Annotated in this window: 12 protein-coding genes; 8 read left to right on the top strand and 4 right to left on the bottom strand. The window is 63.8% G+C overall.

The window, feature by feature from the left end:
• Positions 1 to 42 precede the first annotated feature (42 nt).
• The 7 genes from ald (at position 43) to phoU (ending at position 8,761) form a co-directional block, all read left to right on the top strand.
• Positions 43 to 1,155, top strand: coding sequence for an alanine dehydrogenase (gene ald / locus DGI_RS08770; RefSeq protein WP_021760469.1), 1,113 nt, complete (start codon positions 43 to 45; stop codon positions 1,153 to 1,155).
• Between the two features lie 303 nt (positions 1,156 to 1,458).
• The gene (locus tag DGI_RS08765) at positions 1,459 to 3,000 is read left to right on the top strand and encodes a choice-of-anchor I family protein (protein ID WP_021760470.1); all 1,542 of its coding nucleotides are present in this window, start codon (positions 1,459 to 1,461) and stop codon (positions 2,998 to 3,000) included.
• Positions 3,001 to 3,271: 271 nt separating this feature from the next.
• A complete protein-coding gene (pstC, locus tag DGI_RS08760) occupies positions 3,272 to 4,663 on the top strand; it encodes a phosphate ABC transporter permease subunit PstC (protein ID WP_021760545.1) in 1,392 nt (463 codons plus the stop codon).
• Entirely contained in the window at positions 4,656 to 5,933 is a 1,278-nt protein-coding gene (pstA, locus tag DGI_RS08755) for a phosphate ABC transporter permease PstA (RefSeq protein WP_021760472.1), read from the top strand. Before pstC ends, pstA begins: the two co-directional genes overlap by 8 nt.
• A 103-nt stretch (positions 5,934 to 6,036) precedes the next feature.
• The gene (locus DGI_RS08750; RefSeq protein WP_034607239.1) at positions 6,037 to 7,089 is read left to right on the top strand and encodes a substrate-binding domain-containing protein; all 1,053 of its coding nucleotides are present in this window, start codon (positions 6,037 to 6,039) and stop codon (positions 7,087 to 7,089) included.
• A gap of 234 nt (positions 7,090 to 7,323) precedes the next feature.
• A complete protein-coding gene (gene pstB, locus DGI_RS08745) occupies positions 7,324 to 8,070 on the top strand; it encodes a phosphate ABC transporter ATP-binding protein PstB (RefSeq protein ID WP_235619919.1) in 747 nt (248 codons plus the stop codon).
• A gap of 19 nt (positions 8,071 to 8,089) precedes the next feature.
• On the top strand, positions 8,090 to 8,761 hold the full coding sequence (gene phoU / locus DGI_RS08740; RefSeq protein WP_021760475.1) for a phosphate signaling complex protein PhoU: 672 nt from the start codon (positions 8,090 to 8,092) through the stop codon (positions 8,759 to 8,761).
• A gap of 120 nt (positions 8,762 to 8,881) precedes the next feature.
• On the opposite strand, the gene folE2 is transcribed toward phoU, so the two are convergent.
• Positions 8,882 to 9,712 (bottom strand): GTP cyclohydrolase FolE2, encoded by an 831-nt coding sequence (folE2, locus tag DGI_RS08735; protein WP_202961821.1) that lies wholly within the window; start codon positions 9,710 to 9,712, stop codon positions 8,882 to 8,884.
• A gap of 183 nt (positions 9,713 to 9,895) precedes the next feature.
• Between folE2 and DGI_RS19035 the strand changes: the two genes are divergently transcribed.
• Complete coding sequence (locus DGI_RS19035) at positions 9,896 to 10,591, top strand: PilZ domain-containing protein (protein WP_021760477.1); 696 nt, start codon at positions 9,896 to 9,898, stop codon at positions 10,589 to 10,591.
• A gap of 96 nt (positions 10,592 to 10,687) precedes the next feature.
• Here the strand turns inward: DGI_RS19035 and purT are convergent, their stop codons facing one another.
• The 3 genes from purT to DGI_RS08715 form a co-directional block, all read right to left on the bottom strand.
• Positions 10,688 to 11,869 (bottom strand): formate-dependent phosphoribosylglycinamide formyltransferase, encoded by a 1,182-nt coding sequence (purT, locus tag DGI_RS08725; protein WP_021760478.1) that lies wholly within the window; start codon positions 11,867 to 11,869, stop codon positions 10,688 to 10,690.
• A gap of 161 nt (positions 11,870 to 12,030) precedes the next feature.
• Positions 12,031 to 12,756, bottom strand: a complete 726-nt coding sequence (locus tag DGI_RS08720; protein ID WP_021760479.1) for an N-acyl homoserine lactonase family protein — start codon at positions 12,754 to 12,756, stop codon at positions 12,031 to 12,033.
• Between the two features lie 183 nt (positions 12,757 to 12,939).
• Positions 12,940 to 13,305 (bottom strand): DsrE family protein, encoded by a 366-nt coding sequence (locus tag DGI_RS08715; RefSeq protein WP_021760480.1) that lies wholly within the window; start codon positions 13,303 to 13,305, stop codon positions 12,940 to 12,942.
• Positions 13,306 to 13,332: the final 27 nt, after the last annotated feature.

Genomic DNA, 13,332 nt, shown 5'->3' with positions numbered 1-13,332 from the left:
TTGATCCGCACTATTGATAGATCTGCCCAGGAGGCACACTGCATGATCGTTGGTATTCCCAAGGAAATCAAAACCATGGAAAACCGCGTGGCCATGACGCCCGGCGCGGTGGGCGCGTTTGTGCGCAATGGCCATACAGTGTTGGTGGAGCGAGGCGCCGGTGTTGGCAGCGGCCTGCGCGACGAGGAGTACGCCGCCGCCGGAGCGCGGTTGGTCTCGGCGGATGACGCCTGGGCCGCAGAAATGGTCATCAAGGTCAAAGAGCCCATCCAGCAGGAATACAAGTACCTGCGCGATGGGCTCCTTCTTTTCACATACCTGCATCTGGCCGCGGACAAGCCGCTGACCGAAGCCCTGCTGGAAAGCAAGACCACCGGCGTGGCCTACGAGACCGTGCAGCTGGACAATGGCGCGCTGCCCCTGCTGGTGCCCATGAGCGAAGTGGCCGGCCGCATGGCCCCGCAGGTGGGGGCGCAGTGCCTGGAAAAGCCCCACGGCGGCCGCGGCATGCTGCTGGGCGGCGTGCCGGGCGTGGAGCCGGCGGAAGTGGTCATCCTCGGCGGCGGGGTGGTGGGGGTGAACGCCACCAAGATTGCCGTGGGCATGGGCGCCCGCGTGACCGTGCTGGACGTGAACCACAGCCGGCTGCAGTATCTGGACGACATCTTCCACAGCCGCGTGGTGACGCTCATGTCGCATGAGGCGAACATCCGTGCTGCCCTGTGCAAGGCGGATCTGGTGATCGGCGCGGTGCTCATCCCCGGGGCCAAGGCGCCGCGGCTGGTCACGCGGGAGATGCTGCCGTGCATGAAGCCCGGCTCGGTCATTGTGGATGTGGCCGTGGACCAGGGCGGCTGCGTGGAGACCATCAAGGCCACCACCCACGCCGATCCCACCTATGTTGTGGATGGCGTGGTCCATTACGGCGTGGCCAACATGCCCGGCGCAGTGCCCCGCACCTCCACCTTTGCCCTGGTGAACCAGACCCTGCCGTATGCCCTGTCCCTGGCCAACAAGGGCTGCAAGGCCCTGAGGGACGATGCCCCCCTGGCCCGTGGCCTGAACACCTGGCAGGGCCAGCTTACCTGCAGCGGTGTGGCCGAGGCCTTCGGCATGAGCTGCGAGTCCCTGTCCGGCGTGGTCCAGGCCCTGTAGGGTCTGGAGCCGTACGTTGCGAGAGGGGAAACCTTTTTGCAAAAGGTTCTCCCCTCTCTCTCGCTCCCCTTCCAGAAAATTGACAGTTCTTTGTAATTATACCCAAAAAAATCTTTGGAAAGGGGGTTCGGGGGAAGAACCTTTCTTTAGAAAGGTTTTCCCCCGAGAACTCCCTTCAAAGATGCCTTGCTTTAGCGCATTCCCGCCGCACAAACGTCGCCTGATCGTCACGGCGCGGCACCTTGTTCATGGCATGACTGTCGCTTCAGTCCATGCATATCATCATAGACAAGGAGTCCGCGCATGCGTCCCTTCGTTCGTCGTCTGGCCCTGGGTTTGGCCTTGGTGTTTGCGGCAGCCCCGGCCGGCGCCGCCTCGCTGCATCTGGAAAAGATCGGTGGCCTCAAACTGGGCGGGGAAGGCGCTGCGGAAATCTGCAGCTTTGATCCCCAGTCCAAATTGCTGTTCGTGGTCAATGCCGGCGAGACGGCCGTGGAAGTGGTGGACCTGAGCAACCCCGCCGCTCCGGTGAAGAAGTCCAGCATCTCCCTCAAGGAGCATGGCGGCGGCATCAACAGCGTGGCCGTGAAGAACGGGCTGGTGGCCGTGGCTGTGGAGGCCGATCCCAAACAGGATTCCGGCAAGATCATCCTCATGAATCTGGACGGCACGGTGCGCAAGCGCTTCGACGTGGGCGCGCTGCCGGACATGGTGGCCTTCACCCCGGACGGCAAGTACGTGCTGGCCGCCTGCGAAGGCGAACCCAACAAAGACTACAGCGTGGACCCCGAAGGCAGCATCGCGGTGATCAGCCTCGCCAAGGGCGTGGACGCCGCCACCTGCACCATGGCCTACTTCCACAGCTTCAACACCCAGAAAGCCCAGCTGCAGGCCAAGGGCGTGCGCATCTCCCATCCCAAGGCCACCGTGTCCCAGGATCTGGAGCCCGAGTATATCGCCGTGTCCCCGGATTCCAAGACCGCCTATGTGGTCCTGCAGGAGAACAACGCCTTCGCCGTGCTGGACGTGGCCACGGCCAAGGTCAAGGACATCAAGCCCCTGGGCATGAAGGACTGGAAAAAGGCCGGCGGCCTGGACGCCAGCGACAAGGACAAGAAGATCAACATCAAGCCCTGGCCGGTGCATGGCCTGTACATGCCGGACTCCGTCGCCGCCTTTGCCGCCAAGGGCAAGGTCTATCTGGTGACGGCCAATGAGGGTGACTCCCGCGATTACGACGGCTACAGCGACGAAGCCCGCCTGGGCAAGGTCTACCTGAACGACCGCATCTTCCCCGACGCCAAATGGCTCACCCGCGACAAGCAGCTTGGCCGCCTCAAGGTGGTCAAGGACATGCTGGACACGGACGGCGACGGCCTGGCCGACCGCATCGTGGCCTATGGCGCGCGCTCCTTCTCCATCTGGAACGCCGCCACCGGGGCGCAGGTGTTCGACAGCGCCGACCAGTTCGAGCGCATCATCGCCAAGGAGGCACCGGAATACTTCAACGCCGAAGAAAAGTTCGACGACCGTAGCGACGACAAGGGCCCCGAGCCCGAGGGCGTGACCGTGGGCGTGGTGGACGGCCGCACCTATGCCTTCGTGGGCCTGGAACGCCAGGGCGGCCTGATGGTGTACGACGTGACCGAGCCGGCCAAGGCCAGCTTCGTGCAGTACATCAACAGCCGCGACTACGCAGCCGACCAGAAATCCGAAGCCGCCGGGGATGTTGCGCCCGAAGGCGTGCTGTTCATCGCCGCCAAGGACAGCCCCACCGGCCAGGCCCTGGTGGTGACGGCCAACGAGGTGAGCGGCACTGTGGCCGTGTTTGCTGCGCGCAAGTAAGCGATTTGTGACGATTTGGAGAACAGGCCGGCCCATGCGCCGGCCTGTTCTTTTTTGGGCAAGGCCGGCATTGTCATCATATTGTCACAGAACTGTTGCCGAATCGTGACGTTTTGTCACGTGGTCACCTTTCTCGGTTGGTATGGTCTGCGGGTGCGAGGGAAATGCGGGCATGCCGCTTCCAGCGCACAGGCCGTGCGGCACCTGCGGCCGGATTCGGCAACCTGAACCTTCCGGGACTTCCAGAAGCGCACATGTCATCGAGCAGTCCATGATCCCAGCGTATGTCATCTTGCTGTTGTTGCTAGCCTTGAGCGCCGTGGCGTACATGCTCGGGCGGAACAGGGCGTTTGCCGTGGCCGGCGGTCCTGCCGGGCTGCGCCACCTGCATTCCCGTCCCGGGTATTACGGGGCGCTCACCGCGCTGTGGTGCTTCGGGCCGGCCATCATCGTGTTTGCACTATGGCAGGCCAGCGAGGGCGGCGTCATCACCGGGCTGGTGGTTTCCCATCTGCCGCCAGAGGTGCAGGCCTTGCCGCCGGATCGGCTCGGGCTGGTGGTCAACGACGTCAAGAATCTGGTGGGCGGCAACATTCTGAGCGGGGATCCCTCGCCGGAACTTCGCAAGGCGGCGGACGAGTTCATCCGGCTGCGCGTGTATTCCCGGGTGCTGCTGCTGGGAGTGTGCGCCATGCTGGCCGCGGGCGGGTTGCTGCTGTCGCGCAAGGGCATCACGCCCCAGCTGCGCGCCCGCAACAAGGTGGAGCGGCTGGTCAAGTGGCTGCTCATCGCCTGTTCAATGCTGGCCATCTTCACCACTGTGGGCATCATTCTTTCGGTGCTGTTCGAGGCCATCCGCTTTTTCAAGATCATTCCGGTGCAGGATTTTCTCTTCGGGCTGGAGTGGAGCCCGCAGATGGCCATCCGGGAAGATCAGGTGGGCGGGTCCGGCGCATTCGGCGCTGTCCCGGTGTTCGTGGGCACGGCGCTCATCTCCATCATCGCCATGGTGGTGGCTGTGCCCATCGGGCTGATGGCGGCCATCTACATGTCTGAATACGCCTCGCGCAAGTTCCGCGCCACGGCCAAGCCGCTCATGGAAATTCTGGCTGGCATCCCCACGGTGGTATACGGCTTCTTCGCCGCTCTTACCGTGGCGCCCATTGTCCGGGATTGGGGCAGCGCCGTGGGGCTGAGTGTTTCTTCGGAAAGCGGGCTGGTGGCCGGGCTGGTGATGGGGATCATGATTATCCCCTTTGTCTCCTCCCTGTCTGATGACGTCATCAACGCCGTGCCGCAATCCCTGCGCGACGGCGCCTTGGCCCTGGGCTCCACGTCCTCGGAAACGGTGCGCAAGGTGGTGTTGCCTGCTGCCCTGCCGGGCATTGTGGGCTCGGTGCTGCTGGCCATGTCCCGCGCCATCGGGGAAACGATGATCGTGGTCATGGCGGCCGGGCTCTCGGCCAATCTGACCCTCAACCCCTTCGAAACCGTGACCACCGTGACGGTGCAGATCGTCACGCTGCTCATCGGGGACCAGGAATTCGACAGCCCGAAGACCCTGGCGGCCTTCGCCCTGGGGCTGGTGCTGTTCCTGGTGACGCTGTGTCTGAACATCTTCGCCCTGCATGTCGTGCGCAAGTATCGGGAACAGTATGAATAACACCACCACCAAGCCGCGCCCCATCGACATTGTCAACGCCGGGCTGGCCAAGCGCTATGCTGCGGAGAAGCGCTTTCGGCTGTACGGCTTCTCGGCCATCGTCATCAGCCTGTGCTTTCTGGGATTGCTGTTCGTGACCATCGTGTACGACGGCTTGCCCGCCTTCACCCAGACGTACCTCAAGCTGGAGGTGGCGCTGCCGGAAGCGGAGTTCGACCGCGAGAATCTGAACGCGGCCAACTATCCATTGTTCATCAAGCAGGCCATCCGCAGCTATTTTCCCGAGGTGACCGAGCGTCGCGAAGTGCGCGATATCGACAACTTCATCAGCAACAGCGCGCCCTTTGATCTGGAAAAGGCCGTCTTTGCGGACCCGTCTCTCATCGGCAAGTCCGTCACCTTGTGGGTGCTGGCCGATGACGACGTGGATCAGCTGGTGAAGGGCCACATCGACCGCGACGTGCCCGAAATCGAGCGCCGCATGAGTGACCGGCAGATTGCCTGGGTGGATTCCCTGAAGAAACGCGGCCTGCTGGAACGGAAGTTCAACACCGTGTTCCTGACCACCGGGGACTCCCGCGAGCCCGAGCAGGCCGGCATCTGGGGCGCGGTGATGGGGTCTTTCTACTCCCTGCTCATCACGCTGCTGCTCTCGTTCCCCATTGGCATCTCCGCGGCGGTGTATCTGGAAGAGTTCGCGCCCAAGAACAAGTGGACGGACCTCATCGAGGTGAACATCAACAACCTGGCCGCCGTGCCCTCCATCGTGTTCGGTCTGCTGGGGCTGGCGGTGTTCCTGAACTTCTTCGAGCTGCCGCGCTCGGCGCCGCTGGTGGGCGGTCTGGTGCTCACCCTGATGACCCTGCCGGTCATCATCATCGCCTCGCGCGCGGCCCTGAAAAGCGTGCCGCCTTCCATCCGGGAGGCAGCCCTGGGCATCGGTTCCTCCCAGTTGCAGACGGTGCTCAACCATGTGCTGCCCCTGGCCATGCCGGGCATGCTCACCGGGGCCATCATCGGCATGGCCCGCGCCCTGGGGGAAACGGCGCCGCTGCTGATGATCGGCATGGTGGCCTTCATCGTGGACGTGCCGCAAGGCATTACGGACGCCGCCACGGCCCTGCCGGTGCAGATCTACCTGTGGTCGGACTCGCCGGAACGCGGCTTCCGGGAAAAGACCAGCGCGGCCATCATCGTGCTGTTGGTCTTCCTGCTGGCCATGAACGCCCTGGCGGTGATTCTGCGCAAGAAATTCGAACGTCGTTGGTAATGGCCGACGGCCTCTGCACTCCGCAGGGCCGCCTGGCAGCTTTGGATATACAGCAACGCAAACAACACACGTGCTTTGCACAATGCTCCTGAGGAGGAACATCATGTTGAAAGGTCTCACCGTCGCAGCGGCTGCTTTGCTGCTGGCCACCAGCGTGAACTTCGCGCACGCCCAGGCCGCCAGGGACACCATCAAGGTCGTGGGTTCTTCCACGGTCTACCCCTTCTCCACCGTGGTTGCGGAAACCTTTGGCAAGGGCGGCAAGTTCAAGACGCCCACCATTGAATCCACCGGCACCGGCGGCGGCATGAAGCTGTTCTGCGCCGGCGTGGGCGTGGGCCACCCCGACATCACCAACGCCTCCCGCCGCATGAAGAAGTCCGAGTGCGAAGACTGCATGAAGAATGGTGTCAAGGAAGTGGTGGAAGTCAAGGTCGGCTACGACGGCATTGTCATCGCCAACTCCAAGAAGACCGGGCTGTTCAAGCTGGCCATCGTGGATTTGTACCGCGCCATGGCCAAGGAAGTGGAAGTTGACGGCAAGATGGTCGCCAACCCCTTCAAGACCTGGAAGGAAGTGAACCCCGCGCTGCCCGCCGCCAAGATCGAAGTGCTCGGGCCCCCTCCCACATCCGGCACCCGTGACGCCTTCCTCGAACTGGTGATGGAAGTCGGCGCCAAGTCCTCCCCCTTCCTGAAGGCCCTGGAAAAGGAAGACGGCAAGAAGTGGAAAGCCTACGCGCACACCATTCGTGAAGACGGCGCCTACATCGACGCTGGCGAAAACGACAACCTCATTGTTCAGAAGCTGGACGCCAACCCCAGCGCCCTGGGCATCTTCGGCTTCTCCTTCCTGGACCAGAACGCCGACAAGATCCAGGGTTCCGAAGTGGATGGCGTTGCCCCCACCTTCGACAACATCGCCTCCGGCAAGTACTCCGTGTCCCGCCCCCTGTACTTCTACGTGAAAAAGGCGCATGCTTCCGTCATTCCCGGCATTCCTGAGTACCTGGCTGAATTCACCAGCGAAAAGGCCTGGGGTAAGGACGGTTACCTGGCCTCCAAGGGCATGATCCCCATGCCCGACGCCGAGCGCAAGGAATTCGCTGCCAAAGCCAAGGGCTTGACCCCCGTTGACTGCGGCGCCCTGAAGTAGGCATTCTTGTCCAGGCGGGCCGGCATGCCAGCGCTGCCGGCCCNCCCGCCTGCCTCTTGTTGCATCACTTTTCACTCTCCATTCAGGAATTCAGACAGGAACACCGCCATGGACGAGCGCACCCCCGACGCATCCTCCGCCACGGCCAAGGCCGGCGCCTCCGGAAAGGGGCCCAAACGCGTCCCCCGCGACAATCGCCAGACCGTCGGGACCCAGCACGTTCCCGAACCGCGCATGCGTTGCGTGGATGTCAACGTCTATTACGGCGACAAGCATGCCATCAACAACGTGTCCATGGACATCGGCAACAACGAGGTCATCGCCATGATCGGTCCCTCGGGCTGCGGGAAGTCCACCTTCCTGCGATGCCTGAACCGCATGAACGACACCATCGACAGCTGCCGCGTCACCGGACTTATTGAACTGGACGGCCGGAACATCTATGATCCCAAGGTGGACGTAGTCCCCCTGCGGGCCCAGGTGGGCATGGTGTTCCAGAAGCCCAACCCGTTCCCAAAATCCATTTATGAAAACATCGCCTATGGGCCGCGCATCCATGGCCTGGTGAACACCAAGAGCGAGATGGACGAGATTGTGGAAACGTCCCTCAAGCGCGCCGGGTTGTGGAACGAGGCCAAGGACCGGCTGGACCAGCCCGGCACCGGGCTTTCCGGCGGGCAGCAGCAGCGCCTGTGCATTGCCCGCACCATCGCCGTGAGTCCGGAAGTCATCCTCATGGATGAGCCGTGCTCCGCCCTGGACCCCATTGCGACGTCGATTATCGAAGACTTGATCGACGAACTGCGCGAACATTTCGCCATCGCAATCGTCACGCATTCCATGCAGCAGGCCTCCCGCGTTTCCCAGCGTACAGCCTATTTTCACCTGGGCGACCTCATCGAAATCGGCCCCACGGAGCAGATTTTCACGAACCCGCTCCATGAATTGACGCACGATTACATCACTGGCCGCTTCGGCTAGGCCATTTGCGAGGAATTGTATGACGGCCAAAGATAAACCGCATATTGTCCGCTCTTTTGACGAAGAGCTGGAAAGCATGACCTCCCTGCTGGTCAGCATGGGAGAGAAGGCCTTGGTGCAGTTGGAGAAAGCGGTGCAGGTCCTGCGCACCCGGGACGCCGATCTGGCCCACGCCATCCTGCGCGCGGACGATCTGGTGGACTCCATGCACGCCCAGGTCAATACCCTGACCGTGGGCCTGCTGGCCACCCGTCAGCCCGTGGCCACAGATCTGCGCCACGTGGTGGCCGCCCTCAAGATGGCCACGGACCTGGAGCGCGTGGCCGACTATGCCGCCAGCGTGGCCGGCAGCTCCCTGGCCATGCCCGCCGCCCCCTCCGATGTGGTGATGGAGAAGGTCGAGGCCCTGGCCGATGTGGCGAAGCAGTTGCTGGCGGACGTGGTGAAGGCCCTGGAGGAAGAAAGCGAGGAAGCCGCCGTGGCCGTGTGGCAAGGCGACGACGCCGTGGATGCGGCCTATCTGGCCCTCATGCAGACGCTGCACGAGGAGATCGCCGCCCATCCGGAGCACTTGGCCGTGAATTCCCAGCTCATCTTCGTGGCCCGCTCCCTGGAACGCCTGGCCGATCACGTCACCAACGTGGCCAGCCATCTCATCTATTCCGTTACCGGAAAAATCTACAAAGGGTAGCCGCCAGGGCTGCCTTGCTACGCACAACAGCCGGCAAGGAGCGGATCCTTCGCCGGCTGTTGTGCGTGCCTCGGCTGCGGGGAGGCTCAGGCGTCCCTGGTCCAGGCGATGCGGGGAGGCTCAGGCGTCCCTGGTCCAGGCGATGCGGGCAAAGGCGTTGTGGTTGTGGATGGATTCCAGGGTCTCCGCGTGCACCCGAAAGGCCTGCACCCGTTCGTCGGCCATGAGGGCCGCCGCGGTGTGGCGGGCCATGTCCTCCACGAAGACGGGATTTTCGTACATGCGCATGGTCACCACGCGCTCGTCGGGCCGCTTGAGCAGGGGATAGACCGGGGAGGAGGCAGCGCCCTCGGCCACGGCAATGCATTCCTCGATGCCCGGCACGTCCCAGCCGCCCTCGGCAGCCCGGCGCGGCGTGATCTCCATGCGGATGCGGCCGCGCTGGTTGTGCGCGCCGTAATCGCTGATGGCCTTGCTGCAGGGGCACAGGGCCGCCACCGGGGCTTCCACGGCCAGGGTGAATTGCGGATCGGCATCGCCGGAACGCACATGGTAGCTGCACGCATAGTCCATGAGGGCCGCGGCGCCGGTATGCGGGGCGCGACGTTCCAGGAAGAAGGGGAACGCCATGTCCAGGGCGGCCTGCCGGGCCTGCAGGCGGCGGCGCAGCTCGTCCAGCAGGGCGGCCAGCCGCTGCGGCGAGAATACCTGGGTGCGGGCTTCCTCCAGCACTTCCACAAACCGGCTCATATGCGAGCCCTTGGCGTCATGCGCCAGGCTGGCGGAAAGGGACAGGGTGGCGGTGACCAGTTGAGGGGCGCGGGCGTTGTCTGCCACGAGCACGGGCAGCCGCAGGCCGCAGACGCCTACGGCGTCGATGAAAATGGGCCATGGCGCGGCCTGGTTCTGGGTGTCTTCCAGCAACAGCGACGAAACATGCGGGGGGTTCACAAGAATCTCCGAAAGCAAAAAGATCAGCCTGGCTGCATCCGTCGCCTGGCTGGCCCCTGTACCGTACCAGCAAGGGCCAGGGGAGGCAAAGAAAACTCCGGGCCGAAAATGGCCCCGCCGTCCGGCAATTCGGTCTTTACAATTTTGCCGCCGGCATGATGATATGACCTGGGGGAACCAGTCATGCGCATGTTTTGTCCGCAGTGCAACATCTTCCTGGCCGTGGGATCCTTGCAGCCCAAAACGGCGTTTCGGTGCCACAACTGCAGCCATCGCATTCTGCCGCCAGCTCCCAACGCGGCGTATTTCGCCTGTCCTCACTGCGGGTTGCGGCGTGAACTGAGCGCCCGACACATTGGCGTGCTGGTCAAGTGTTCGCATTGCGGCCAAGTGAGCCGCACGGATTCCCTGTATTTGCCGAATCAACCGCCGCTCGAAGCGGCCGCGCCGCTTGCGCCGCCCTCCAGGAGTGTCGCCACCCCACAAGAGCGCCGTCGCGCCATGCGCCATGTGTTGCACGACCTCACTGCCTACCTGGGATTGCTGGTGGGCAATGCGGATGTGCAGAACATCAGCGAGACCGGTGCCGGCTTTGCCATCGCATCGCCGGAACGCGAGTTTCAGGTGGGCGAACAACTGTATGCTGATCTGCTGTTCCAACAGGAACTGGTCATCGCAAAAGCGCCGCTGGTGGTGGTGCGGCACAACGCCACTGCGCTGGGCTGTCGCTTTGAGCTGGAGGACTCGTCCCTGCAACGTCGCATCCGCCTGCTCATCGACCAGGGCCTGCTGACCGAACAGTACCTCCGCGATCCCGTGGCCCTGGAATTCGAGAAGCATGCCGGCCGCTTCCAGCTGCGGGAGCATGATTTGTATTAGGGCATTTTCATGTTGAAAAAGGACATTGCGAGAGGGGACACCTGTTGAAAAAGGTTCTCCCCTCTCGCGTTTTCCCCTTTCCAAAGCTACCTTGCCCTACAGCGTCACCTGCACCTGCCCGGCCACGCGGATGGCCTTGGCCTTGGCGTCTTCCACGTCGGTTCCCAGGGCCAGGGCCACGCCCATACGCCGCAGGCCGCGCACCTCGGGTTTGCCGAAGAGACGGATGGCGGTGTCCGGCTCGGCCAGGGCCTCGGGGGCAATGACGTAGCGCGGCGCGGCGGAGTCGCCCTCGGCCAGGATGACCCGCGACGCCGCAGGGCCATACTGCCGGATGGCCGGCACGGGCAGGCCCAGAATGGCCCGGACATGCAGCGCGAATTCCGACAGATCCTGGGAGATGAGCGTCACCATGCCCGTGTCGTGCGGGCGGGGGGAGACCTCGGAGAAGATGACCTCGTCGCCCTTGATGAACAGTTCCACGCCGAAGATGCCGCGCCCGCCCAGGGCGGCGGTGATGGCCTCGGCCATGCGGTGGGCCTCGGCCAGGGCGGCCGGCGTCATGGGGTGCGGCTGCCAGGATTCGCGGTAGTCGCCTTTTTCCTGGCGGTGGCCTATGGGCTGGCAGAAGCATACGCCCTCGGCATGGCGGACCGTGAGCAGGGTGATTTCGTAGTCAAAATCCACGAATCCTTCCACAATCACCCGGCCGGCGCCGGCGCGGCCGGCGGTCTGGGCGTAGTCCCAGGAGGCTTCGGCCTCGGCCTCGTCGCGGGCCACGCTCTGCCCCTTGCCCGAGGAGGACATCACCGGCTTGACCACGCAGGGAAACCCCACCGTGCGGCAGGCGTCCAGAAATTCGGCCCTGGTGTCGGCAAAGCGATACGGCGAGGTCCGCAGCCCCAGCTCCTCGGCGGCCAGACGGCGGATGCCTTCGCGGTCCATGGTCAGCCGGGCGGCTCTGGCCGTGGGGATGACGGTCACGCCCTCGGCCTCCAGCGCCAGCAGCTCTTCGGTGGCGATGGCCTCGATCTCCGGGACCACGAAATCCGGCTGCTCGGCCGTGATGATGTCGCGCAGGGCTGCGGCGTCCAGCATGCTGATCACATGGGACCGGTGCGCCACCTGCATGGCCGGGGCGTTGGGGTAGCGGTCCACGGCGATGACCTCCACGCCCAGCCGCTGGGCCTCGATGGCCACTTCCTTGCCGAGTTCGCCGGCGCCAAGGAGCAGCAGTTTTGTGGCGGAGGATGTCAGGGGCGTGCCGATGCTGGCCATGCGGGTCTCCTTCAAAAAGGTGAGGGGGGAGGCCGGAGGCTACAAGGGAGCGGCGCGAAGGGCAAGGGGGAGGAGGGCGGCCCCGGGGATGCCTTGTGCAAGAAGGCATCCCCCGGACCGGTTGGGGTTGGCGGTGTGCGGCGTCTCGGGCGGGGAAACAATTACGCCTTGGCGCGGGTGGCCACGGTGAGGTCGTGCAGGGGGTAGAGCTCGGCCCCGGCCTGCCGCATGGCCTTGAGGGCCTGGGCGGTATCGTGGGCGACATATGCATTGCAGTGCACGCCAGGGCACACGGCCAGGCCAGATGCCGGGAAGTTTTCCTGGTTGCTGCACATGCCGGCGATGACGGCCGGCCCCTCGTCTGTCTCCACCACCACAGTCTGGCTGCCGGGGGTATGGCCGGGGGTCAGCAGGACCTTGAGACCGGGCAGGATTTCCGCGTCGCCGTCCAGCTCCACCAGATTGACGCCATCGATGTAGGATGCATCATAGCGGTAGTCCACGGGATGCGGATTGCGGCAGGCCTCGGCTTCCAGTGTCTGCACGAAGATTCTGGCGTTGGGAAACAGCGGGTTGTTGCCGCAATGGTCGTCGTGCAGGTGGGTGTTGATGACGCCCCAGACGTCTTCGGGCCTGATGCCCACGGCGGCCAGGGCGTCTTCCATGAGCTGGGCGTCCAGACCGGTTTCGTCAATGAATTCCTGCGGCGGCACAAAGTCTTCAAGGCCGGTGTCCACCAGCAGGATGCGGCCTTCGCCGCCCTTTTCCCTGAGCAGGAAGGACCATATGGGCAGCCAGATGCGCTTGCCGTAGCCGCGCTGCCAGGTCATGATCCCCTGGTCCACATTGCGTACCCCCACCAGCAGGGGCGTGATGGAAAATGACATGCACTCAACTCCTGTTAGAGCAGTGTGTTTTTGAGAAGAGTTCTCGGGGGGACCCCCTCCCAAAGACTTTTTTGGCATCATTGCAAGTGCCATCAACATTTTGGAAGGGGAGAACGCGAGAGGGAAGAACCTGTTGCAAAAGGTTTCCCCTCTCGCACGGATCTTTTTCAAGCGCAATCTTCTCTAGAACGAAAACACTTTCGATTCTTCTGCTAGGTCCAGCATGGCGGCGTCGCTCATCAGGGCCAGGCCGCTGGGCAGGGCCGGGCGGATCCCCAGGCGCTGCCGGGCGCTGTGCACATCCAGCAGGATGGAAGCCCTGGCCTTGCGCAGGAACTGGAAGTGCTGGCACAGGGCATCCGGCGCCACCTCCGGCAGTTTGTCCGGCTGCGAGCAGATGAAGCGTTGGGCCAGCAGCACGGCTTCGTCCATCAGAAACAGGCTGACCTCGTGCCCCTTGAGCACGGCCAGCCGGGCCAGCCGCAGGCAGCGCTCCACGCGGCCGCCGTCTTCGGGTCCCCGGGCCAGGACGAACAGGTATTTGCTCATGGTTTTCTCCCCGTGTGTCTCGATGAG

Origin of the sequence: Megalodesulfovibrio gigas DSM 1382 = ATCC 19364 (assembly GCF_000468495.1) — a bacterium.
GTDB classification, from domain to species: Bacteria; Desulfobacterota; Desulfovibrionia; order Desulfovibrionales; family Desulfovibrionaceae; genus Megalodesulfovibrio; species Megalodesulfovibrio gigas.
This window is presented reverse-complemented; position numbering and strand designations above follow the sequence as displayed.